The sequence below is a fragment of the Streptomyces sp. NBC_01431 genome, from assembly GCF_036231355.1.
Taxonomy (GTDB): domain Bacteria; phylum Actinomycetota; class Actinomycetes; order Streptomycetales; family Streptomycetaceae; genus Streptomyces.
In genome coordinates this window covers 5039101-5060664 of record NZ_CP109496.1, presented here as the reverse complement: position 1 = coordinate 5060664, position 21564 = coordinate 5039101, and the positions used below count along the sequence as shown (strand labels likewise).

Annotated in this window: 17 protein-coding genes and 1 other RNA gene; 6 read left to right on the top strand and 12 right to left on the bottom strand. The window is 71.9% G+C overall.

Going from position 1 to position 21564, the window contains the following annotated elements; all coding sequences use genetic code 11:
- Positions 1-31: 31 nt before the first annotated feature.
- Entirely contained in the window at positions 32-817 is a 786-nt protein-coding gene (locus OG522_RS23205; protein WP_329464922.1) for a hypothetical protein, read from the bottom strand.
- A 176-nt stretch (positions 818-993) separates the two neighbouring features.
- Entirely contained in the window at positions 994-1980 is a 987-nt protein-coding gene (locus OG522_RS23200; protein ID WP_329464921.1) for a LysR family transcriptional regulator, read from the bottom strand.
- A gap of 88 nt (positions 1981-2068) precedes the next feature.
- On the opposite strand from OG522_RS23200, the gene OG522_RS23195 reads away from it, so the two are divergent.
- Together OG522_RS23195 and OG522_RS23190 are read left to right on the top strand one after the other, a co-directional pair.
- Positions 2069-3307: an MFS transporter gene (locus tag OG522_RS23195; protein WP_443074737.1), complete on the top strand. Its 1239-nt coding sequence runs from the start codon at positions 2069-2071 to the stop codon at positions 3305-3307.
- Positions 3308-3364: 57 nt separating this feature from the next.
- Entirely contained in the window at positions 3365-3784 is a 420-nt protein-coding gene (locus OG522_RS23190) for a hypothetical protein (RefSeq protein WP_329464919.1), read from the top strand.
- A gap of 66 nt (positions 3785-3850) precedes the next feature.
- Here OG522_RS23190 and ssrA read toward each other — a convergent pair.
- The 5 genes from ssrA to ftsE form a co-directional block, all read right to left on the bottom strand.
- Positions 3851-4220, bottom strand: a transfer-messenger RNA (tmRNA) gene (gene ssrA / locus OG522_RS23185).
- A gap of 77 nt (positions 4221-4297) precedes the next feature.
- Positions 4298-4825 carry an SsrA-binding protein SmpB gene (gene smpB, locus OG522_RS23180; RefSeq protein ID WP_329464918.1) on the bottom strand — a complete coding sequence of 176 codons (528 nt, stop codon included), beginning with the start codon at positions 4823-4825 and terminating at the stop codon, positions 4298-4300.
- Between the two features lie 34 nt (positions 4826-4859).
- Positions 4860-6047: a S41 family peptidase gene (locus OG522_RS23175; RefSeq protein WP_329464917.1), complete on the bottom strand. Its 1188-nt coding sequence runs from the start codon at positions 6045-6047 to the stop codon at positions 4860-4862.
- A gap of 79 nt (positions 6048-6126) precedes the next feature.
- Positions 6127-7044: a permease-like cell division protein FtsX gene (ftsX, locus tag OG522_RS23170; protein ID WP_329464916.1), complete on the bottom strand. Its 918-nt coding sequence runs from the start codon at positions 7042-7044 to the stop codon at positions 6127-6129.
- Between the two features lie 46 nt (positions 7045-7090).
- Positions 7091-7780, bottom strand: coding sequence for a cell division ATP-binding protein FtsE (gene ftsE / locus OG522_RS23165; protein WP_053727228.1), 690 nt, complete (start codon positions 7778-7780; stop codon positions 7091-7093).
- Between the two features lie 263 nt (positions 7781-8043).
- On the opposite strand from ftsE, the gene OG522_RS23160 reads away from it, so the two are divergent.
- Positions 8044-8238, top strand: coding sequence for a hypothetical protein (locus OG522_RS23160; RefSeq protein ID WP_329464915.1), 195 nt, complete (start codon positions 8044-8046; stop codon positions 8236-8238).
- A 101-nt stretch (positions 8239-8339) separates the two neighbouring features.
- Here the strand turns inward: OG522_RS23160 and OG522_RS23155 are convergent, their stop codons facing one another.
- From OG522_RS23155 to OG522_RS23140, 4 genes are all read right to left on the bottom strand, one after another.
- Entirely contained in the window at positions 8340-9326 is a 987-nt protein-coding gene (locus tag OG522_RS23155; RefSeq protein ID WP_329464914.1) for a hypothetical protein, read from the bottom strand.
- Between the two features lie 383 nt (positions 9327-9709).
- Complete coding sequence (gene prfB, locus OG522_RS23150; protein ID WP_329464913.1) at positions 9710-10816, bottom strand: peptide chain release factor 2; 1107 nt, start codon at positions 10814-10816, stop codon at positions 9710-9712.
- Positions 10817-10876: 60 nt separating this feature from the next.
- On the bottom strand, positions 10877-12121 hold the full coding sequence (locus OG522_RS23145; RefSeq protein ID WP_329464912.1) for a serine/threonine-protein kinase: 1245 nt from the start codon (positions 12119-12121) through the stop codon (positions 10877-10879).
- Positions 12122-12263: 142 nt separating this feature from the next.
- Positions 12264-13928 (bottom strand): serine/threonine-protein kinase, encoded by a 1665-nt coding sequence (locus OG522_RS23140; protein WP_329464911.1) that lies wholly within the window; start codon positions 13926-13928, stop codon positions 12264-12266.
- Positions 13929-14354: 426 nt separating this feature from the next.
- On the opposite strand from OG522_RS23140, the gene OG522_RS23135 reads away from it, so the two are divergent.
- Complete coding sequence (locus OG522_RS23135; RefSeq protein WP_329464910.1) at positions 14355-17525, top strand: FtsK/SpoIIIE domain-containing protein; 3171 nt, start codon at positions 14355-14357, stop codon at positions 17523-17525.
- Positions 17526-17580: 55 nt separating this feature from the next.
- Here the strand turns inward: OG522_RS23135 and OG522_RS23130 are convergent, their stop codons facing one another.
- Positions 17581-18456 carry an NmrA family NAD(P)-binding protein gene (locus tag OG522_RS23130; RefSeq protein ID WP_329464909.1) on the bottom strand — a complete coding sequence of 292 codons (876 nt, stop codon included), beginning with the start codon at positions 18454-18456 and terminating at the stop codon, positions 17581-17583.
- A gap of 251 nt (positions 18457-18707) precedes the next feature.
- Here OG522_RS23130 and OG522_RS23125 point away from each other — a divergent pair, with 251 nt between their 5' ends.
- Both OG522_RS23125 and OG522_RS23120 read left to right on the top strand, forming a co-directional pair.
- Positions 18708-20123 carry an ABC transporter substrate-binding protein gene (locus tag OG522_RS23125; protein WP_329464908.1) on the top strand — a complete coding sequence of 472 codons (1416 nt, stop codon included), beginning with the start codon at positions 18708-18710 and terminating at the stop codon, positions 20121-20123.
- A gap of 7 nt (positions 20124-20130) precedes the next feature.
- Positions 20131-21483, top strand: coding sequence for a carbohydrate ABC transporter permease (locus tag OG522_RS23120; RefSeq protein WP_329464907.1), 1353 nt, complete (start codon positions 20131-20133; stop codon positions 21481-21483).
- Positions 21484-21564: the final 81 nt, after the last annotated feature.

Sequence of the window (21564 nt, the reverse complement as noted above, 5' to 3'; positions counted from 1 at the left end):
GCGCTGTGGCGCGGCCCGGACCAGCGGGGACTTAGATGCGGGTCTTGCCCGGGGAGGGGGAGGCCGCCCGTGCGGACGGCTTGTGGGAGGCACTGGCGCTCGGGGAGGTCTTCCCGGTCGGGCTGTGGTGCGGGCTGCCGCTCGGTGCGTGGGCCGGCGGGGAGGCCTTGTGCACGGGCGCCTTGGACGCGCCGTGCGAGGGGGCGGCGCTGCTCTTCGCCGGCACCTTGGGGGCCTGCGGGGCGGGGGCGTCGGGCGATGCCGACACGGCGCCGGCCTTGCCGCCTTCGGGCAGCGTCAGACCGGGAGCGCGGGCGCTGCCGCCGAGCAGGGAGCCGACGAGGGCCACCGCGAATCCCGTACAGGCGAGACCGAAGACCCAGCCGAGCCACCGCACCTTCTTGCCGCGCCGTCCGCTGGCGTCGACGAACACGGGCCCGTCGCTGCCCTGCTGGGCCGAGTTCACCGGCGGCGCGGTGGGCACGGAGGCCAAGACCGGGATGGCCTGGGTGGTGCCCGGACCCGAGGGCTGACCATCCGCGGGCGGCGCGGCGGGCGTGGCGGCCGGGACGTTCGGGGCACCGGCCTCGGTCGGGGCCCATACGTTCGGCAGCGTCGCGGTGGGTGTGGCCGCAGGCACTTTGGAGGCCGTGGCCTGGGTGGCGTCCGCGGCCGTGGTCCGCTGGACCGGCACCGACTTGATCAACTGGTGTGCGAAGACGCCGAGTTGCATCGTCGCGTCGCGCGGTTCGCGCTTGTCTGCTGGCCGGGCGTCACTGAGTTGTCCACCCTGCCCGCCCGGTATCCGACTGTCCATTTCCGTACGCACTCCCTGAATGTGTTCGCGGGTAGCGCGCACGACTCCCGGACAGCGCCTCCTGGAACGGGGCAATCCCACCCGTTCCACGCGCCCCCACTATCCCGCCGCACCCGGGCGATGAATGTAGCGCACGAGCCTGAGACATGTGGCCACGTATCGCGTGAAGTTCACCGTCAGCGCCCCACATGCGGGGCATTGCCCACCATCAGGGACATGTCGGTCGCAGGGAGCCAGCTGTCGGCGGGTCTTTCCAGCCAGCGGTGCTCGGACGCGGCCGTCGCCGCGACCCGGCGCAGCGCGGCCACCCCGGGGTGGGTCAGCCCCCGGCGCCACACCAGGGAGACCGGCGCCAGCGGTACCGGAGCGGTCAACGGGCGTACCACCATGCCGGGGACCGTCATGAACTCGGTGCTGGCCAGGACCGACCAGCCGTGCTTGCGCACCACCCGCACGAACTCCTCCTCCCCCGCGATCCCGGGGAACGGCGCCGCCGCCCGGATGCCGCGCCCGGCGAAGAGCCGCTCGGCGAGATCGGTCCACTCGGCGGTGGCCGGATTGCCCGCCGCCACGTACAGCGTCTCCCCCGCGAGCGCGTCCAGGGGCACCTCGGCGAGCCCCGCGAGCCGGTGCTCCTCGGGCAGCAGCACCGCCATCCGCTCGTAGCGCACCGGCTGGTGGGCGAGCCCCGCGAGCACCGCCGGGTCGAGCCCGGCCACCCGGCCGAAGGAGACGTCCAGCCGACCGGCGAGGATCTCGGCGGCGGCCCCGGTGAGTCCGCTGATGTACCGGGCCACGAACTCGACGCCCGGGGCCTGTTCACGGGCCGCGGCGAGCACCAGCTGCCCGGTGCCGACGGGCGCCGAGACGTCGACGAGCAGCGGGCGCGCGGCGCCGGTGTCCGCCCAGGCCGCGCGGAGTTCGTCGTGGGCGGCGAGCACCCGCCGGGCGTGCGGCAGCAGCCGCGCACCGTCCGCCGTCAGGGACACCGCGCGGGTGGTGCGGACGAAGAGCTCGCAACCCAACTCCCGTTCCAGGCGCCGGATGTCACGGCTCAGCGCCTGCTGCGCGACGAACAGCCGGGCGGCGGCGCGGGTGAAGTGCAGTTCCTCGGCGGTCGCGACGAAGGCGCGCAGCAGCCGGGGGTCCGTGTCGTGGGGCACGCCCGGCAGTCAACACCCGCACGGGCGTTGACAACAAGGGTGCGTGAATGGGCACTGACCAGGTGTTGGACCCCGCCGGGAGGGGCCCATGAGGATTCGGGGCATGCCGAGATCCACCGCCCTCACCCGCCGCCCGAACCCGTACATACGCCTGTTCCGCACGCCCGGCGCCCTCGCCTTCACCACCGGCAACCTCATCGCCCGGCTGCCCATGGGCATGTTCGGCGTCAGCGCCGTCATCATGATCGCGGGGGCGCGCGGCTCGTACGCCCTGGCCGGTGGGGTCACCGCGACCGGGCTCGCCGCCACGGCCTTGGTCGCCCCGTACACTGCCCGGCTCGTCGACCGCTACGGCCAGGCCCGAATCGCCGTACCGGCCACGGTGGTCGCGGTCCTCGGCTCGCTCGGACTGCTCCTGTGCGTGCACCTCGGCGCCCCGGACTGGACCCTGTTCGCCGCGTACGCCGCGACCGCCACCACCCCCAACACCGGCGGCATGTCGCGCGCCCGCTGGGCCCATCTGCACCGGAACGACCCACCCCTGCTGCACACCGCCAACTCCTTCGAGCAGGCCGCCGACGAGTTCTGCTTCATGCTGGGCCCGGTCGCCGCCGCGTTCCTCTGCTCGGCCCTCTTCCCCGAGGCCGGCACCCTCGTGGGCGCGGCCCTGCTGATGACGGGCGTGCTGCTCTTCGCCGCCCAGCGCGCGACCGAGCCGCCCGCCGCACCGCGTGCGACATCGGCCAAGTCCCCCGTCCGCTCCAGGGGGTTCGCCCCGCTGCTCGCGGTCTTCCTCGCCGCCGGCGCCGTGTTCGGCTCGCTGGAGGTGGTGACGATCGCGTACGCCACTGGGCTCGGCCACGCCGCGGCGGCGGGCCCGGTGCTCGCCCTCCAGGCGGCCGGATCGTGCACGGCCGGGCTCCTGTACGGGTCGGCGCGGCCGGCCCGGAGCGTGCCCCGACGACTCCTTCGCTGCGTCGCGGCTATGGCGGCGCTGATGTGCCTGCCGCTGATCGCGGCGTGGACCACCGGCTCGCTTATCGTGCTCGCGATCGCGCTGCTGTGCGCGGGCGCCGCCACCGCGCCCACGATGGTGACCGGCATGACGCTGGTCCAGCGCCTCACCCCCGAGGGCCAGTTGAACGAGGGCATGACCCTCGCCGTCACCGCGATCCTCGGCGGCATCGCGGCCGGTTCGGCGGCCGGCGGCCAGGTCATCGAGCAAGTGGGCGCCGCGGTGGGCTACTTCGTCCCAGTCTGCGCGGCGGCCCTCGCCCTGGTGGTGTGCGCCTGGGGAAACGGGCGGTACTCTGCACCGCCCCGATGAGAAGCGGGGCGTCCCCCTCCGCTTGGGTACGTCACGTACCAGGAAAGGCCCATTCCCATGGCCATGAAGAAGTCGACCATCCAGCAGCAGGTCGCCGAGGCGATCATGCAGGCCAACCCGCAGGACCGCCCGATCGTCACGATCCAGGCGATAGCGGGCCCCAGCGTCTGGTTGATGAGCATGCTCGGCGTCATAGGCCAGGCGTTCCTGACGTACTACTTCATCACCGTGACCCAGCAGGCCGTGCTGCTGCACCGGGCCAGCCGGATGAGCAACCGCCCGCAGGAGATCGTCTTCGCCATCCCGCCGGCCGAGGCGATGCAGATGATCGGCGAGGTGAAGCGGAACACCCTGTGGAGCTCGTTCCGCTGCCAGCTGCCCGGCCAGGCGAAGCCGACCCGGATGAACGTCCACCGTATCTGGCGCAACGAGATGGACCAGCTCCTCGGCATGCTGACCGGCCGGCCCGTCGCCTGACGCACAGACGAAGGCCCCGCTGCCGGAGCAGCGGGGCCTTCGTCTGTGCAATCAATAACATGGGAATTGTGGAGATGGCGGGAATCGAACCCGCGTCCAACGGTGCAAAAACAGGGCTTCTCCGTGTGCAGTTCGCTGCGATTTTCTCGGCCCCGGCAATCACGCGAACAAGTCGCCGACGGGCCCAGTCACTGTTTGATTTCCTTCTGGATCCCGTGACCGGGTCCAGAAGTTTAGTTCCCTAGCTGATGCCAGGATCCGGGTCGGGAACAGCCCCGGGCTGACACTTCGCAAGTCGCTACTTAGGCAGCGAGGGCGAAGGAATCGCGCTTGGTGTTGGCGATTATTGTTTGCGACATATGGTTTACGAGATCATTGCCGCTTCCTCGACACGCTTCCCCTGCTTCGACATCCGCTGTCGAAACCGATCATCCCCATGTTGTTTTTTCAAAACGCGCACCCGCTGTGAGGTGCACGGCCCATCGTACGTGACCAACGGCCGAGGGTGCCAGCCTATTCCGCTCGGTGCTGCCGCAGGCTGGCCCGCTCCTTCCGCTTGACCGCCGAGATGGCCCGGTCCGTCTCGCGCCGGTCCTGCTTCTCGCGCAGCGTCTGCCGCTTGTCGTACTCCTTCTTGCCCTTCGCCAGGGCGATCTCGATCTTGGCCCGGCCGTCCTTGAAGTAGAGCGCGAGGGGCACGATCGTGTGACCCGACTCCCCCGTCTTCGACTCCAGCTTGTCGATCTCGGCCCGGTGCAGGAGCAGCTTCCGCTTGCGCCGCGCACTGTGGTTCGTCCAGGTCCCCTGGGCGTACTCCGGGACGTGCACGTTGTGCAGCCAGGCCTCGCCCCCGTCGATCTGCACGAACCCGTCGACCAGCGAGGCCCGGCCCTGGCGCAGCGACTTCACCTCGGTGCCGGTCAGCACCAGACCGCACTCGTAGGTGTCGATGATGAGGTAGTCGTGCCGTGCCTTCTTGTTCTGCGCGACGAGCTTGCGCTTGCTGTCCTTCTCTTTGTCCTTGCCCGTGTTCTTAGCCATAGTGCGGCCATTTTCTCACTACCGCGCAAGCGGTTTACGACGCGCCGCCCAGGCCGCTCAGGACCGTCTCGGCGTGCTGGAGCGGCCGGTCGGTGACCGGCACGTCGGGGGTGATGCCCTGGCCGTCGAGGCCGTGGCCCGCGGGGGTGCGGTAGTGGCCGACGGTCAGCTCGGCGACCGAGCCGCCCGCCAGGCCGGTGGGCATCTGCACCGAGCCCTTGCCGAAGGTGCGCGAGCCGACCGTGACCGCTCTGCCGCGGTCCTGAAGCGCGCCCGTGAGCAGTTCGGCCGCGCTCATGGTGCCGCCGTCGATCAGCACGACCACGGGCCTCGCGGTGCTCTGGCCGGCGGCCGCGTACAGCGCCCGCTGCTTGCCGTGCACGTCGTACGTGGCGACCAGGCCGCCATCGAGGAAGGCGGAGGCCGCAGCGGTGGCCTCGGTGACCAGACCGCCGCTGTTGCCGCGCAGGTCGAGCAGGATCCCGGCGGCCTTGGGGGCCCGGCTCACCGCGGCCCGCACCCGCTCGCCCGAGCCGGTGGTGAAGGCCGCCACCTTGATCATCACGGCCTTGGCGGAGAGGTTCTGCACGGTGACGTCCTCGGTGTCGAGGACCGCCCGGTCGAGCGTGCGGCTCCAGTCGCGGGTGCCGCGCCGCAGCGAGACGGCGACCTTGCTGCCGGCCGCGTCGCCGCGCAGCCGGGCGACCACCTCCGTGACGGGCTGTCCGCCGGTGGCCCATCCGTCGACGGCGCGCAGGACGTCGCCCGCTTCGATGCCCGCGCGGGCCGCGGGCCCACCGCTCTGCACCCGGGTGACCTCGATCCGCCCGTCGCCGGTGCGCCCGACCCAGAGTCCGACGCCGGTGTAGCGGCCGTCGAGGGAGGCCGCGTACTGCTCGTACTGCGCCTTGTCGTACACCGCGCCCCAGCGGTCTCCGCTGCGCCCCACTGCCTCCTCGGCGGCGCGGACGGGGGACTTGCCGTCGGCCTCGGCACGCGCGGCGGCCCGCGACACCTCCTCGGCGGTGCGGTCCGCGTCGCGGACCGGGCGCCCTTCGTTCGGGCCGAGGGCGGCGGCGGCCGGTAACGCGGCGGGGCCGCGCTCGGCGCGCGGCAGGCAGTCGGTCGCGGCGGCGCCCGCGAGAACACCCGCGAACACCAAGGCCAAAGCCGTCCCGCGGCGCACGCCACGGGACTTGGGACAGAAGTCCGGACCCGACATGGCGCCGAGTCTAGGACACACCTCGGGCGCCGTAGGGGGTGTTGCTCCTACGGCGCCCGGGCTTACGTCACACGAGGGGTCAGACCTTGAGGTACTTGCGGAGCGCGAGGAAGGCCGCCACCGCGGGCATCAGGACGCTGGAGGCGAGCACCAGCGGGAGTTTCGCCAACACGGCGTTCCAGCCGATGAACTTGATGAGGCTCAGGTTCTGCGCCAGCGACATGCCGTGATCGATTATGAAGTACCGCGCGAGGACGAGGAGTGCGGCCGCCCCGATGCCGCCGAGCAGCCCGGCGAACGCGGCCTCCATGATGAACGGCGCCTGGATGTAGAAGCTGGACGCGCCCACCAGGCGCATGATGCCGGTCTCGCGGCGGCGGCTGAACGCCGAGACCCGCACGGTGTTCACGATCAGCATCACGGCGACGATCAGCATGATCGACATGACCGCGAGGGCCGCCGCGTTCATGCCGTTGAGGATCTTGAAGAGGGTGTCCAGGGTGCCGCGCTGGTCCTGCACCGACTCGATGCCGTCGCGGCCCGCGAAGGCGGTCGCGACCACCTTGTACTTCTGCGGGTCCTTGAGCTTGACACGGAAGGACTCGGGCATCTGGTCGGGCGTGATGGAACTGGCCATCGGGGTGCTGCCGTACTGGTCCTTGTAGTGCTTGTACGCCTCGTCCTGCGACTCGTACACCACGCTCTGGACGATGTCGAGCTTCTTGAGGTCGGCCTCGATGTCCTTCTTCTGCTGGGCCGTCACGGCCCCCTTGGCGCACCGGGTGACGCTCTCGGCGTCCGCCTTGTTGCACAGGAAGAGGGAGACGTTGACCTTGTCGTACCAGTAGTCCTTCATGCTGTTGACCTGGTCCCGCATCAGCAGCGTCCCGCCGAACAGGGCCAGCGAGAGGGCGACGGAGACGACGACGGCGATCGTCATGGTCAGGTTGCGGCGGAGACCGACCCCGATCTCCGAGAGAACGAACTGAGCGCGCATGGCGACGATTTCAGCCTTTCAGTGCTCGACGAGTGCTCTACGGCGCTCAGTGCTGGTAGCCGTAGACGCCGCGCGCCTGGTCGCGTACGAGGCGGCCGGACTCCAGCTCGATGACGCGCTTGCGCATCTGGTCGACGATGTTCTGGTCGTGGGTCGCCATGATTACGGTGGTGCCGGTCCGGTTGATCCGGTCGAGCAGCTTCATGATGCCGACGGAGGTCTGCGGGTCGAGGTTGCCGGTCGGCTCGTCCGCGATGAGCAGCATGGGCCGGTTGACGAAGGCGCGCGCGATGGCCACGCGCTGCTGCTCACCACCGGAGAGCTCACCGGGCCTGCGGTCCTCCTTGCCGCCGAGCCCGACGAGGTCGAGCACCTGCGGCACGGCCTTGCGGATCTCGCCGCGCGGCTTGCCGATGACCTCCTGGGCGAACGCGACGTTCTCCGCGACGGTCTTGTTGGGGAGCAGCCGGAAGTCCTGGAAGACCGTGCCCAGTTGGCGCCGCATGTGCGGCACCTTCCAGTTGGAGAGCCGGGCCAGGTCCTTGCCGAGCACGTGCACCTGCCCATGGCTGGCGCGCTCTTCTCGCAGGACGAGCCTCAGGAAGGTCGACTTCCCGGAACCGGACGAGCCGACGAGGAAGACGAACTCCCCCTTCTCGATGTCGAGGGAGACTTCCCGCAGGGCTGGTCGGTTCTGCTTGGGATAGGTCTTGGAGACATTGTCGAATCGGATCACGGTGCACCACGGGTCGGCCGGGAGTATAGGTGTGCGTGACCTTACGCGAACCGGCCTCGGCCGCGCAGGCCCCGTCCGGGGATGCCCCTTATGTCCCTTGGAGTACGGGTGCGGGACCGGGATGAATCAGGCGGGGCGCGCCGAAACGCGCGGGACCTGGCACAGTGGTAGGGGGAACGGTTGCGTTTCCCTGAGCGTTGAGCGGAGAGATAGCGGGTTGAGGCTTTATGCGCCGGCTCCGCCGCGCGGGAGGAGGAGAGCGCATGACCTATGACCGATTGGTGTGCGCCAACTGCGCGGCGCCCGTGAGTGAGGGCCGCTGCCGGGTCTGCCGGGCGAACCGGGAGCGCTTGCAGCAGGAGACCAACCCGTGGGGCTCGCTGAGCCCGGCGGCGCTGGTGACCATGCTGATCGTGCTGGTGGGAGCGCTGGCACTGCTGGCCCACCAGACCGTCTGAACAGCGGTTACGTCCACGTAAGAGGGCCCCGGGCGCCTCATGGCACCCGGGGCCCTCCCGTGCGCTGCCGGGCCCGTTGCGGACCCTTTGGCGCCTACCCCTTACGCGACGTTACGACCCTTGACCAGACGCGGCATGAAGCGGAAGCCGACGCCACCCGCGATCATGGTCGCGGCGCCGAGCAGCAGGAACGTGGTCCCGCCCGCACCGGTGGCGGCCAGCTGCTCCTTCTGCTTGCCCTGCTCGACCGGCTGCGACCCGAGGGTGTCGGGGTTGGTGCCGGTGTTGCCGGAGGTGGCGGTGGAGCCGGTGCTGCCGGTCGAACCGGTGGAGCCGGTGCTTCCGGTCGAGCCCGTGGTGCCCGAGGTGGTGTCACCGGTCGTGCCCGAGGTCGTGGAACCCGTGGTGCCGGACGTGGTGGAACCGGTGGTACCCGAGGTCGTGGAACCCGTGGTGCCCGACGTCGTGGAACCGGTCGTACCCGACGTGGTGGAACCCGTCGTGCCCGAGGTCGTGGAACCCGTGGTGCCCGACGTGGTGGAACCCGTCGTACCCGACGTGGTGGAACCCGTGGTGCCCGACGTCGTGGAACCGGTCGTACCCGACGTCGTGGAACCGGTCGTACCCGACGTGGTGGAACCCGTCGTGCCCGAGGTCGTGGAACCCGTGGTGCCCGAGGTCGTGGAACCCGTCGTGCCCGACGTCGTGGAACCCGTCGTGCCCGAGGTCGTGGAACCCGTCGTGCCCGAGGTCGTGGAACCCGTCGTGCCCGACGTGGTGTCACCGGACGTGCCCGACGTGGTGGAACCCGTCGTACCCGAGGTCGTGGAACCCGTGGTGCCCGACGTGGTGTCACCGGACGTGCCGGTGGACGTGTCGCCGGAGGAACCCGTGCCGCCCGTGGTGAGGCAGATCGGAGAGGTGGGGTTGTCACAAGGCGCGTCGAAGGCCGCCTTGTTGGTGGTCCCGCTGTTGACGGACTCGCCGCCGACGGCCTGGGCCGCACCCGCCGCGGTCAGGGACGCGCCGGCGGCAATCACCGCACCGGCTGCTATCCGCGCGACGCGGAGCCGCGTGTTCTTGGTCATCTGCTTGCTACCCCCAGTAGCTGTCTCGTCATGGAGCAGCGTCCGGGGCGGCAACGCCGGGGGAGCAATGGGGCCCCTCCCCTGTCACACGCGCCCCAGAATTACGCATGCCGCGTGTTAGCTTTGCCAGTTTTAAAGATGGCGTCAAGGTCGTTGCGTACGCGATGCCCGGAATCACCCCACTTGCCTGGCGTACGAGAATACGACTGTGACAGAAGACCGGAACTGGCCCTTCCCGCAGCCCAGTTCCGATGTCGACAAAGCGCCGAGTCGCCCATGTCCCCGCTTGCGTCAGCGAATTCGGCCCGCCGGGTCGAGCCGCCGGTACGCGACGACGCCGGGCCCCTTTTCCGGGACCCGGCGTCGCCGGTTGCGTAACGGGACTACTTCTCCTGCTGCTTGCGCCAGCGGATGCCCGCTTCCAGGAAGCCGTCGATCTCGCCGTCGAGGACCGCCTGCGGGTTGCCGACCTCGAACTCGGTGCGCAGGTCCTTGACCATCTGGTAGGGGTGCAGGACGTACGAACGCATCTGGTTGCCCCAGGAGTTGCCGCCGTCGCCCTTGAGGGAGTCCATCAGCGCCTGCTCCTCCTGGCGGCGGCGCTCAAGGAGCTTGGCCTGGAGGACGTTCATGGCGCTCGCCTTGTTCTGGATCTGCGAGCGCTCGTTCTGGCAGGAGACGACGATGCCGGTGGGCACGTGCGTGATGCGGACCGCGGAGTCCGTGGTGTTGACGCCCTGGCCGCCGGGGCCCGACGCGCGGTACACGTCGATGCGCAGTTCCGACTCGTCGATCTCGACGTGGTCGGACTGCTCGACGACCGGCAGCACCTCGACGCCCGCGAAGGACGTCTGGCGGCGGCCCTGGTTGTCGAAGGGCGAGATGCGGACCAGGCGGTGCGTGCCCTGCTCCACCGAGAGCGTGCCGTAGGCGTAGGGCGAGCTGACGACGAAGGTGGTCGACTTGATGCCGGCCTCTTCCGCGTACGAGGTCTCGTACACCTCGGTCTTGTAGCCGTGCCGCTCGGCCCAGCGCAGGTACATCCGCTGGAGGCGCTCGGCGAAGTCGGAGGCGTCGACGCCGCCGGCCTCGGCGCGGATGTTGACCAGCGCCTCGCGGGCGTCGTACTCGCCGGACAGGAGGGTACGGACCTCCATCTCGTCCAGCGCCTTGCGCACGGACTCCAGCTCGGCCTCGGCCTCGGTGCGGGTGTCCGGGTCGTCCATCTCCTCGGCGAGCTCGAAGAGCACCGCGAGGTCGTCGATCCGGCCGCGCAGGGCCTCGGTCTTGCGCAGCTCCGCCTGGAGGTGCGAAAGCTTGCTGGTGATCTTCTGCGCCACCTCCGGGTCGTCCCACAGGGACGGGGCGGCCGCCTGCTCCTCAAGCACGGCGATGTCCGCCCGCATCTTGTCGAGGTCCAGGACGGCCTCGATCGACCCCATGGTCGAGGAGAGGGACTTCAGCTCTTCGGATACATCGACGACTGCCACGGGTCCAGCGTAACGGCTGCGCGCTCCGGCGTTCCCCGGGCCGCCCTTTCACGGGCCGCCCTAGGGGACGACCGGCGCCGAGTTCCTGGTGTCCTGCGGCGGGTGCTGTGTGTCGGAGCGGTCACTCAGTGCCAGCCAGCCGCCCACGCCGACGGCTGCCGCCAGCGCGACCGCGGCCGTCGTCAGGACCAGGCGGCGCTTGCGGACCTGGTCGGCTCGGTGGCGAGCCGAGCCGGGACGCGGGGCGCCCGAGGGGCGGGGCGCGCGGGCGGTGCCCAGCGGACCGCCGGCCAGCTCGTCGGGTCCTGGCACCCGCATGCTGGTGTGGGTGTCGCGGTTGGCGGAGTCGTGCTGCGCCCCGGGCACCAGGGGGACCGCGCCGCGGCGGGGGGTGGTGGGGACCGTCGGGTACGGGTCCTCGTAGGCCTCCTCGTCCTCGGCTCCCTCGGCGTCCGGCTCGTCCACGTCCAGCGGGGGCATGCCCGCGACCAGGGGGAGCAGTTCGCGCAGCCGGACCGAGAGTTCGGAGGCGCGCAGCCGGGAGGCCGGGGCCTTGGCCAGGCACTGGACGATCAGCTGCCACAGCTCGTCGGGGATGCCGGGCAGCGGCACCACGGTCTCGGTCACATGGCGGCGCAGCACCGCGCCGGGGTGGCCGCCGCCGAACGGCGTGAACCCGGCGAGCAGTTCGTAGAGCACCGTCGCGAGGGCGTAGATGTCGACCGCGGCGCGCGGCGGGAGGCCCTCGACGATCTCCGGCGCGAGGTAGTCCGGGGTGCCGATGATCCGCGTCGCCTTGGTGCGGCGCGGGGTGTCGATGAGCTTGGCGACGCCGAAGTCGGTGAGGAGCGCGGGGTGGGCGCCGCCGGGGCCCAGCGGGCCCTGCATGTCCAGAAGGATGTTCTCCGGCTTGACGTCCCGGTGCACGATGCCCGCCGCGTGGGCCGCGGCGAGTCCGTCGGCGACGTCCGCCGCGATGGCGACGGCCGCTTCGGGGGCGAGCCGGCGCTCGCGGTCGAGGCGGGTGCGGACGTCGGTGCCCCGGATCAGGTCCATGACCAGGGCGAGGTCGTTTCCGTCCACCACCAGATCGCGTACGCCCACCACGTTGGGGTGGTCGAGGCCGAGCAGGGCGGTGCGCTCCTGGACGAAGCGGCCGACCAGCTCCTGATCGGCGGCCAGGTCCTCGCGCAGCAGCTTGATGGCGACGGGGCCCTCGGGGCCGTCGCCGAGCCACACCGTGCCGGCGCTGCCGCGGCCCAGGATCTGGTGGGCGGTGTACCGGCTGCCGATATTCCGTGCCAAGACTGCTCCCTCAGCGGCTGGCTGTGCACGCTGAGGCTACGCGGCCGGGACGCCAACCTTCACTTCTGGCGCCGAAATCACCCTCTGGAAGTCGACAAATCCACGAAGTCGCGTCCCGGCCGGGCCGTTCACCGGCCCGAGATCACTGCTTTCCGGCGTTGCCGATGCTCTTGATCCAGCCGGATACCGTCGAAATCCCGTCACCGATCGCCTGCCAGTAGCTCTTGCCCTGGGCGACCCAGTCCTGGAGCGGGGTGAGCTCCCAGATCAGCCAGCCCGCGACGAAGAGCAGCACGACGGTGAAAAGACAGCCCTTCAGACAGCCCAGACCCGGGATCCGCATCCGGTTCGGACTGCGCCGGCGCGGCTCACGCGGCTCCCGGGGCTCGCGCGCCGGGGCCTGCGGCTGCGGCGGAGGCTGCGGGGGCGCGTACTGCTGGGGCTGCGGCGCGTACTGCTGGGGCTGCTGCTGGTAGGGCTGCGGCGGCGGCGCGTACTGCTGGCGCTGGGGCGGGCGCTGCCCGCCATAGCCCTGCGGCGGCTGCTGACCGTAGCCCTGCTGACCCTGCCGGCCGTAGCCCTGCGGGGGCTGCTGCTGGCGGTGCGGGCGGCGGCGCAGCGGGTCCTCGTCGGGGGACAGCCTGCCGAGCTGGGTCTGCTCGTTGCGGTCGCGGGCCGCCTGGAGCTGGGACTGCCAGGGGTGCGGGTCCTCCGGCCGCGGCGGCTGACCCGGCGGCACCGGCGGCATCACGGCCGTCGGGTCGGCGGCGCCCCGCGAGCCCTGGCCGGTCTGCGGCAGGACCGAGGTGCGCGCGGCCGGGTCGTACGAGGCCGCGTTGCTCGGCAGCACCTGGGTGGGGTCGGCCGCGCCCGGGACCTCGGGCACGGGCGCCGGGGCCGGATCGGGCGCGAGCAGGGCGCCCACGCCGTCGGCCGCCTCGACCTGCGCCGGGGTGGAGTGGACGCCGATGCCGGACGCGACAACGCGCAGGCCGCGTGCCAGGTTCTCGGCGCTCGGCCGGCGGTCCGGGTCCTTGCTGAGGCAGCGCTCGATGACCGTCCACAGCGGGCCCGGCACGGTGGTGGGGCGGCGCGGCTCCTCGCTCAGGTGGCGGTGGAGGACTTCGAGCGCGGTGCCGCCCGCGAACGGCGGACGGCCGGTGACCAGCTCGTACAGCAGGATTCCGGCGCCGTAGATGTCGACGGCGGAGGTCTGCGGGCGGCCTTCGGCCGACTCCGGCGCCACATACGCGGGGGTGCCCACGAACTCGTGCGTGCGGGTCAGGCCCGGAGAGTCGGCGAGGCGCGCGATGCCGAAGTCGGTGAGCATCGGGTGCATCGCGCCGTCGCGCTCGTCCAGCAGGACGTTGGCGGGCTTCAGGTCGCGGTGGACGACGCCGTCGGCGTGGCTCGCGGCGAGCGCGTCCGCGATCTGCGCGGTGAGCAGCGCGGCGGCGACCGGGGTGAGCGGGCCGTTCTCACGGATGTAGCGGTGCAGGTCCGGGCCGTCGATCAGGTCCATGACCAGGGCGAGCAGATCGCCCTCGACGACCAGGTCGCGGGTGCGCACGATGTTGTCGTGGCGCAGCCGCAGCAGGACGGAGCGCTCGCGCAAAAAGCGCATCACCACGTCCGCGTCGTTGGCGAGCTCTTCCTTCAGGACCTTGATGGCGACGGTTTCGCCCGGCTGGCCCGCGACGGATGCCTCGGAACCCGCGGTCTCGCGCTGGCGGGCTCGCCAGACGGTGCCCGTGGCGCCGCGTCCGAGCGGCTCCTCGAGCAGGTACTTGCTGCCTACCGGCCGCACGTCATGCGCTCCCTGCTGCTCGCTTCACTTGCTGTGGGGGTTTCCGGCCCACTCTAGTGCCGCCCCCGACATCGCCGGCGGGTCCTGCCATCGGCGCCACCAGGTTGTTCACGGTCTTCTCATGCTTCTCAGGGAAGACAGGGAAAACACGGTTGCTTCTCGGACAAGACGCTGTCTTCGCACGGAAGGTTGCCGAACGGCCGTGCCCGGCATCCTCGCGAATGCCGCACTCGGTCGTAACCAGCCACTTTTCCGTCCACATTTGCGTCGCGAGCCGACCATTCAAGATCAATTCGAGGTGGGCGACGGGCGTGTTGTCAGTGGCAGGTGCGAGGATGCCCCCAGCACGAATTGTGTGCCGGGTGGGGGGAATCACAGGGCTGCTCCCCCTCTCGGTACCCCCGCGCAGAAGGGACCGCCGAGGCGATGCAGATCCGGCTGACCGTCCTCGCGCCGCGCAGCGGCCACGCTGCGGCGCGCGCCTGCGACGTGCTCGTCACCGCCCCGGCGGGGACGGCACTCGCGGCCGTCGCGTCCGGCCTGGCCTCGGCCGCCTGCGGCTCGGAGGTCTCGGGCGCGTCCGTGGTGCTGTTCGCGGGACGAGAACGGCTCGACGCACAGCGCCGCATTCTCGGCGAGCCGCCCCTGCTGGACGGCGCGGTGCTCTCCCTGGCGACCCCGGCCGCGGACGAGCCCGCCCACGACGGCCCGGCCCCGGCCCGGCTCCACGTGGTCGCGGGTCCGGACGCGGGCGGAGTCCATCTGCTGCACGGCGGCCGGGTCGCGATCGGCCGCTCCATCGAGTCCGACGTGCCGCTGGACGATCCGGACGTGTCGCGCAGGCACTGCGAGGTGACGGTCGGCGAGGACGGCCGCGTCAGCGTCGCCGACCTCAACTCCACCAACGGCACCCGCATCGACGGCACGGAGATCGGCCCGAGCCCGGTCCGTCTCGCACCGGGCGCCCTGCTGCGGATCGGCGAATCGGCGCTGCGGCTCTGTGCCGGCGGCCCCGAAGCGGAGCCGTCCCTGGCGACGAAGCCGGACGGCGAGGGCCACCTCCGGGTGACCCCGAACCCGGCGCCACCCGCCCGTCACCCCGAACTGGGCGCTCCCGTACGGCAGTTGGCAGACCCGTCCGGAGACACGGTCCATTCCTTCGGCACCGCGCAGCCGCCGCCACCCTCGCCGTTCGGTGCGCCACCCGCGCCGTTCAACGGGCGACCGGCTCCTTCGGGTACGTCGACGGGCCCCGCGGGTCCGCGCTCGCACGAGGAGACGCACGGGGCCGGGTTCGACGTGCCGGGCGCGCCCTCGGCGTACGGGTACGAGGGACCGGACGGCGGGCCGGAGGCGGGGCGGCCGAGCAGGCGTCAGGGCACCCCGTCGCACGGCACCCGGCTGCCCGAGAGCCTGCGCCCGTATCCGGACGAGCCCCAGCACGCGCGGGCGGACCCGGCGGACGGCGGACGGCGGCGCGGCGGGATAGGCGCCTGGGCCCGGCGGCTGACCGGCGGCCGGGGTGAGGCGGTGCCCGAGCAGGCGCCCGCCGAGCAGTGGCGGCCCCCAGCCGAGCCGCTGCCCGAGAGCTGGCCCGATCCGGCCGCGCTGCTGCTCACCGCGCTGGGCCCGGGGCCCAGGCTGTGGGAGCGGGAGCCGGGTCACCCGGAGGCGCTCGCCATCCGGGTCGGCACGGCGGACCGGGGTGAACTGGCGGCCGTGCCGGTCACGGTGGGTCTGCGCGAGGTCGGCTCGCTCGGGCTCGCGGGGCCGCGCGACCGGCTGGCCGGGCTCGCCCGCTCGGCCGTCGCCCAGCTCGCCGCGCTGCACGCGCCGACCACCCTGGAGATCGTCCTCATCAGTACGGACCGGTCGCGCGGCCTCCAGGCGCGCACCGCCGAGTGGGACTGGCTGGGCTGGCTGCCCCAGGTCCGCCCGGCACACGGCCAGGACTGCCGGCTGCTCCTCGCCTACGACCGCGACCAGGCGACGGCACGCACCGCGGAGCTGGCCAGGAGGCTCGACGCGGGCCCGCTGGGCCCCGGCTGGGCCTCGGCGGACCGGTCCGCGGTGGCCGAGGCGGCCGCCCGCCACACCGGCCCGTACACGGTCGTCGTCGTGGACGGCGACCCCGGTTCGGCGCCGCTGCGCGAGAGCATCGCGCGGCTCGCGGCGGCGGGCTCGGCCGCCGGCATCCATCTGCTGTGCCTCGCCGAGGCCCCGCCGGCGTCCGCGGCCTCGCCCGTCGAGGAGACGTACGAGACGGCGTGCGCGGCTTCGCTCGCCTTCCGTGAGTGCGGGGCGGTGGCGCTGCTCAGCGGCGATGTGGCGACGGCGCTGCGGCTGGTGCGCATCGCGGGCGGACGGCCCGCGGGGTACGGCACGGTGGCCGCGGTGGACGCGGTCTCGCGCCCCTGGGCCGAGCGGTTCGCCCGCGCGCTCGCCCCCCTGCGCACCGGCGAGGGCGGCGCCGCCACCGGGCGGCTCGCGTCCTCGCTGCCTCAATCATCAAGGCTTCTGGACGAGTTGGGGCTCGCGCGGGCCACTCCCGCATCCCTGATGGCCCGTTGGGAATCCGCTCCGGATGGGGCGGTGGTGCTCGGCACCGGGCCGCACGGCCCGGTCGGCGTGGACCTCGCGTCCGACGGCCCGCACCTCCTCGTGGAGGGGCCGGCCGGCAGTGGTCGCACCGAGTTGCTGCGTGCCGTCGCCGCCTCGCTCGCGGCGGGCGCCCGGCCGGACCGGCTCGGTCTGATCCTGGTCGACGGCGCGGGCGGCGAGCGCGGGGAGGGGCTGCGCCCCTGCACCGAACTGCCGCACGTATCAACCCACTTGATCGCTTCCGATCCGGTACGGATGCGGGAGTTCGCGCAGGCGCTCGGCGGGGAGCTGAAGCGCCGGGCCGAGCTGCTCGACGGGCTCGGCTTCGCTCAGTGGCACACGCAGCGGGAGGTCTCCGGGCGGCTGGTCGGACAGCGTCAGCCGCCCGCCGCGGAGAGCCGGGGCGACCTCGACGCACCCGGCAGCAGCACGTTGCGGCTGCGGCCGGTCTCGCGCAGCCAGGCCGACGCCGGGCCCTCGCTGCCCCGCCTGGTCGTCCTCGTCGACGACCTGGACGCGCTGGTCGCGCCCGCGCTCGGCAGTCCCGGCCGGCCGGCCGCGGGCTCGGTCGTGCGGGCCCTGGAGGCGGTGGCCCGCGACGGCGAGCGGCTCGGGGTGCATCTGGTGGCGGCCACGGCCCGGCCCGACCGCACGGCCGACACCGAGCTGGCCCGGGGCGCCCGGCACCGGGTCGTCCTCGACCCGCCGCCCGCGTCCCCCTCGCCGGACGAGCCGTCGCCGGGCCGGGGGCGGCTGCACCAGCCGGACGGACAGTCCGTGCCGTTCCAGGGCGGGCGGGTCACGGGGCGCATACCCCGTACCGCCACGCTGCGGCCGACGGTGGTGGTCCTGGAGTGGGAGCGGATGGGCGACCCGCCGGCCCGCCGCCCCGTACGCGAACTCGGCAACGGCCCCACCGACTTGGCCCTCCTGGCGAGCGCACTGGACCGCGCGGCGTCCCTGGTCAACGCGGAACGGGTGGCTCCGCTGGGATAGGGGGCACGGGGTCGGCCGAGCGGGCCGGGGTGGCTCCGCGCCTGCTTCCCGGCCCTCACTCCGCCAGCAGCGGCCGGAGTTGTGCGTACGCCCAAGCGCTCAGCGGGGTGGGTGTTGTCGTGGTCGAGTCGCGGGGTTGCTCGCGCGCCAGGCCGCGGGTTCCGGCGAGCATGCCGACGATGCCCTCCACCGCCTTCGGGGGCAGACCCGCCGAGCCCAGCTGTGAGCGCACGTCGTCGTCGGTGACGGGGCGGAGCCGGACCGGCCGGCCCAGTGCGCCGGTGAGGATTTCCGCGACCCGGGTGAACGTCAGGTCCTCGGGGCCGTGGACGGCCTGGACCACCCGGCCCTTCCACTCCTCGTTGAGCAGCCGGGCCGCCACCACCTCGCCGATGTCGCGGGGGTCGACCCATGCCATGGGTCCATCGGGGTCGGCGGCGGTCGTCAGCACGCCTTGGCGCAGCTCGTCCAGGCTGAGCAGGAGGTTGGTGAAGAAGTAGCCGCACCGCAGATGGAGAACATCGGCGCCGGTGGCGTCGAAGAGCTGCTCGACCCTGGCCAGGCCGTCGATGTGCCCCATGCCGTGGCGCTTCTCCGCGCCCACACTGCTCAGGAACACGATCCGTGCCACGTCCCCGGCGCCGGCCGCGTCGGCCAGGGCGGCGGCGGTGCGCTCCGTCGTCCCGATCGGGTCCTCGGCCGTGTGAGGCGTGGGGTCGACCCAGAAGACGGTGCGCGCACCGGCCGTCGCCTCGCGCACGAAGGCGGCGTCGGCGAGGTCGCCGCGCCGCACGTCGAGGTGGCCGCGCGTCGCTGCCGCCAGGCGCTCCGGATCCCGTACAAGTACCCGCGGGCGGACGCCCGCCTGGATCAGCAGCCGCACCACCCTCGATCCCACGTGCCCCGTGGGTGTTGTGACAACGATGGTCACCGACAGCTCCCTTCGTAGGCCCCGCCCCCCTCCTTACGCACCCTAAGAGCGGGCCCGACTCCCCGCACTTCGACCAACGCCCGCCCGGCCCGACCCAACGTCACAAGCCCATTACGATCGCCGAGTTCGCGGCGAACGCGGACTTGCGGCCACCTCGCGCCGGGCGTAGGACTGTCGCACGGGACGAGAGCGGCGGCGCCTGCGTCACCGGGCGCGGCGGTTCGTACGCGCACGGGAGAGACGGGGCACGCATGCGCAGCACTCGTACACACCGCACCACCACCGGCACCACCAGGCGCACCACCACGCCACCGGGCCACACGCGCACCCTCATCACCGCCGTGTCCATCGGTGCCCTCGCCCTCGCAGCGGCCGGATGCGGCAGCGGGGACGGGAAGAAGGCCGCGCCCACGAGCAGCGCCTCCGGCTCCGCGCCCGCCGCAGGCGTGCAACTCCCCAAGCTCAACGGGGAGAAGATCGAGGTCGCCGCGGTGTGGACCGGGCCCGAGCAGGACAACTTCGTGAAGGTGCTCAAGGAGTTCGAGGCGCGGACCGGGGCGACCGTCACCTTCGTGCCCGCCCAGGACCCCATCGTCAACTTCCTCGGCACGAAGATTGCCGGTGGCAGTCCACCCGACGTGGCGATGCTCCCCCAGGTCGGCGCGATCCAGCAGGCCGTGGAGAAGAAGTGGGCCAAGCCGGTCGGTGCCGAGGCGAAGGCCCAGCTCGACGCCAACTACTCCAAGGTCTGGAAGGACCTGGGGTCGGTCGGCGGCACCCAGTACGGCGTCTACTTCAAGGCCGCCAACAAGTCCCTGGTCTGGTACAACACCAAGGTCTTCCAGAACGCGGGCGCCACGGTGCCCACGACGTGGAAGAACTTCCTGGCCACCGCCGACACCATCTCGGCGTCCGGCGTGACCCCCGTGTCCGTCGGCGGCGCGGACGGCTGGACCCTCACGGACTGGTTCGAGAACGTCTACCTGTCCCAGGCCGGACCGGAGAAGTACGACCAGCTCGCCAAGCACGCGATCAAGTGGACCGATCCGTCCGTGAAGGACGCGCTGACCACCCTGGCCCAGCTCTTCGGCAAGCCGAACCTCATCGCGGGCGGCGCGAACGGCGCGCTCCAGACCGAGTTCCCCGCCTCCGTCACCCAGACCTTCACCGGCGGCGACCAGCCCAAGGCGGGCATGGTGTTCGAGGGCGACTTCGCGGCCGTCAACATCGCGCAGACCTCCGCCAAGATCGGCACCGACGCCAAGTCGTTCCCGTTCCCCGCCGTGGGTGACAAGGCCCCGGTGGTGACGGGCGGCGACGCGGCCGTCGCCCTGAAGGACACCAAGGGCGCCCAGGCATTGCTCACTTGGCTCGCGTCCACCGACGCCGCGCGGATCTGGGCCAAGGCCGGCGGCTTCGTCTCGCCCAACAAGGCCCTCGACTTCGGGGCCTACCCCAACGACGTGCAGCGCGATATCGCCAAGTCACTGATCGCGGCCGGTGACAACGTGCGCTTCGACATGTCGGACCAGGCTCCGCAGTCCTTCGGCGGCACCCCCGGCAAGGGCGAGTGGAAGGACCTCCAGGACTTCCTGAAGAACCCGGCCGACATCGCGGGCACCCAGTCCAAGCTGGAGGCCGACGCGGCCGCGGCGTTCAAGAACTGACCCGGCGATGACAACCGCGACGGCGGCAGGCGCCCCGCCTCCCGCCACGCCTCCCGCGCCCGGCAACGTCAAGAGCGTGACCGGCACCCGCACGTGGATCGCGGCCGCGTTCCTGCTGCCCGCGCTGGTCCTGCTCGGTGCGCTCGTCGTGTATCCGATCGGGTTTTCGGTCTATCGGTCGTTCTTCGATCAGTCCGGCCATTCGTTCGCCGGATTCGACAACTACAAGACCCTGTTCACCGACCACACCATCCGGACCGCGGTGAAGAACAACGCGATCTGGGTGATCTGCGCCCCGACCGTCGCCACCGTGCTCGGCCTGATCTTCGCCGTACTGACCGAACGGGTGAGCTGGGGAACGGCGTTCAAGCTCATCGTCTTCATGCCGATGGCGATCTCCATGCTCGCCGCGGGCATCATCTTCCGGCTGGTGTACGAGCAGGACCCGGCTCGCGGGGTCGCCAACGCCGTGTGGGTGGGCGTGCACGACACGTTCTCCGAATCTGCGGGCTATCCGAAGGCGCATCCGCTGCCCGCCGCGCCGCTGAAGGACGGGGGCGGCGGGACGTTCGTCACCAAGGCCACCGTGCACGCGGGGCAGCCCGTGCTGCTCCCGCTGGTCGGGGTTCTCGCCGAGAAGATGCCGACCTCGGCCGCGCCGGCGAAGGCCGCCAGGAGCCAGCCGGGCAAGGTCACCGGCACGGTCTGGCTCGACTTCACCAAGGGCGGCGGAGGCCGTCCCAACGTCATCGACGCCAAGGAGCTCGGCCTCAAGGGCATGAAGATCGAGGCCGTCAAGGACACCAAGGTCGTCGCCTCCGCCACCGCCGGCGCGGACGGCACCTTCGCCCTCCCGGCAAGCGCCGACGGGGCTCAACTGCGGCTCCCGCAAAGCAACTTCCACGAGCCGTACAACGGCGTCGAATGGCTCGGCCCGACCCTTGTGACCCCGGCCATCATCGGCTCGTACATCTGGATGTGGGCGGGGTTCGCGATGGTGCTCATCGCGGCCGGGCTCGCGGGGCTGCCGCGCGAACTGCTGGAAGCCGCGCGGGTGGACGGCGCGAACGAGTGGCAGGTGTTCCGCCGGGTGACCGTCCCCCTGCTCGCGCCGGTGCTCGCGGTCGTCCTCGTCACCTTGATGATCAACGTCCTGAAGATCTTCGACCTGGTCTTCATCATCGCGCCCGGGTCCAGCCAGGCCGACGCGAACGTCCTCGCCCTCCAGCTCTACCGCTCCTCCTTCGGCACCGAGGCGGACCTGGGCATAGGCAGCGCGATCGCCGTCCTGCTGCTGCTCCTCGTGATCCCGGTGATGCTCTTCAACATCCGGCGCATGCGCAGGGAGGCCAAGCGATGACCGCACCGCGCACCGCGACCGCCCCCTGCCGGGGGCCCGGGGGTCGCCCCCCGGGACAGCACAGCAACATCCGGCGCATGC

Coding starts and splice junctions, on each gene's coding strand:
- OG522_RS23155 (WP_329464914.1), bottom strand. CDS start 9,326: ATGACCAAGAACACGCGGCTCCGCGTCGCGCGGATAGCAGCCGGTGCG.
- ftsX (WP_329464916.1), bottom strand. CDS start 7,044: ATGCGCGCTCAGTTCGTTCTCTCGGAGATCGGGGTCGGTCTCCGCCGC.
- OG522_RS23135 (WP_329464910.1), top strand. CDS start 14,355: ATGCAGATCCGGCTGACCGTCCTCGCGCCGCGCAGCGGCCACGCTGCG.
- OG522_RS23175 (WP_329464917.1), bottom strand. CDS start 6,047: ATGTCGGGTCCGGACTTCTGTCCCAAGTCCCGTGGCGTGCGCCGCGGG.
- OG522_RS23205 (WP_329464922.1), bottom strand. CDS start 817: ATGGACAGTCGGATACCGGGCGGGCAGGGTGGACAACTCAGTGACGCC.
- OG522_RS23190 (WP_329464919.1), top strand. CDS start 3,365: ATGGCCATGAAGAAGTCGACCATCCAGCAGCAGGTCGCCGAGGCGATC.
- smpB (WP_329464918.1), bottom strand. CDS start 4,825: ATGGCTAAGAACACGGGCAAGGACAAAGAGAAGGACAGCAAGCGCAAG.
- OG522_RS23160 (WP_329464915.1), top strand. CDS start 8,044: ATGACCTATGACCGATTGGTGTGCGCCAACTGCGCGGCGCCCGTGAGT.
- OG522_RS23195 (WP_443074737.1), top strand. CDS start 2,069: ATGAGGATTCGGGGCATGCCGAGATCCACCGCCCTCACCCGCCGCCCG.
- OG522_RS23120 (WP_329464907.1), top strand. CDS start 20,131: ATGACAACCGCGACGGCGGCAGGCGCCCCGCCTCCCGCCACGCCTCCC.
- OG522_RS23125 (WP_329464908.1), top strand. CDS start 18,708: ATGCGCAGCACTCGTACACACCGCACCACCACCGGCACCACCAGGCGC.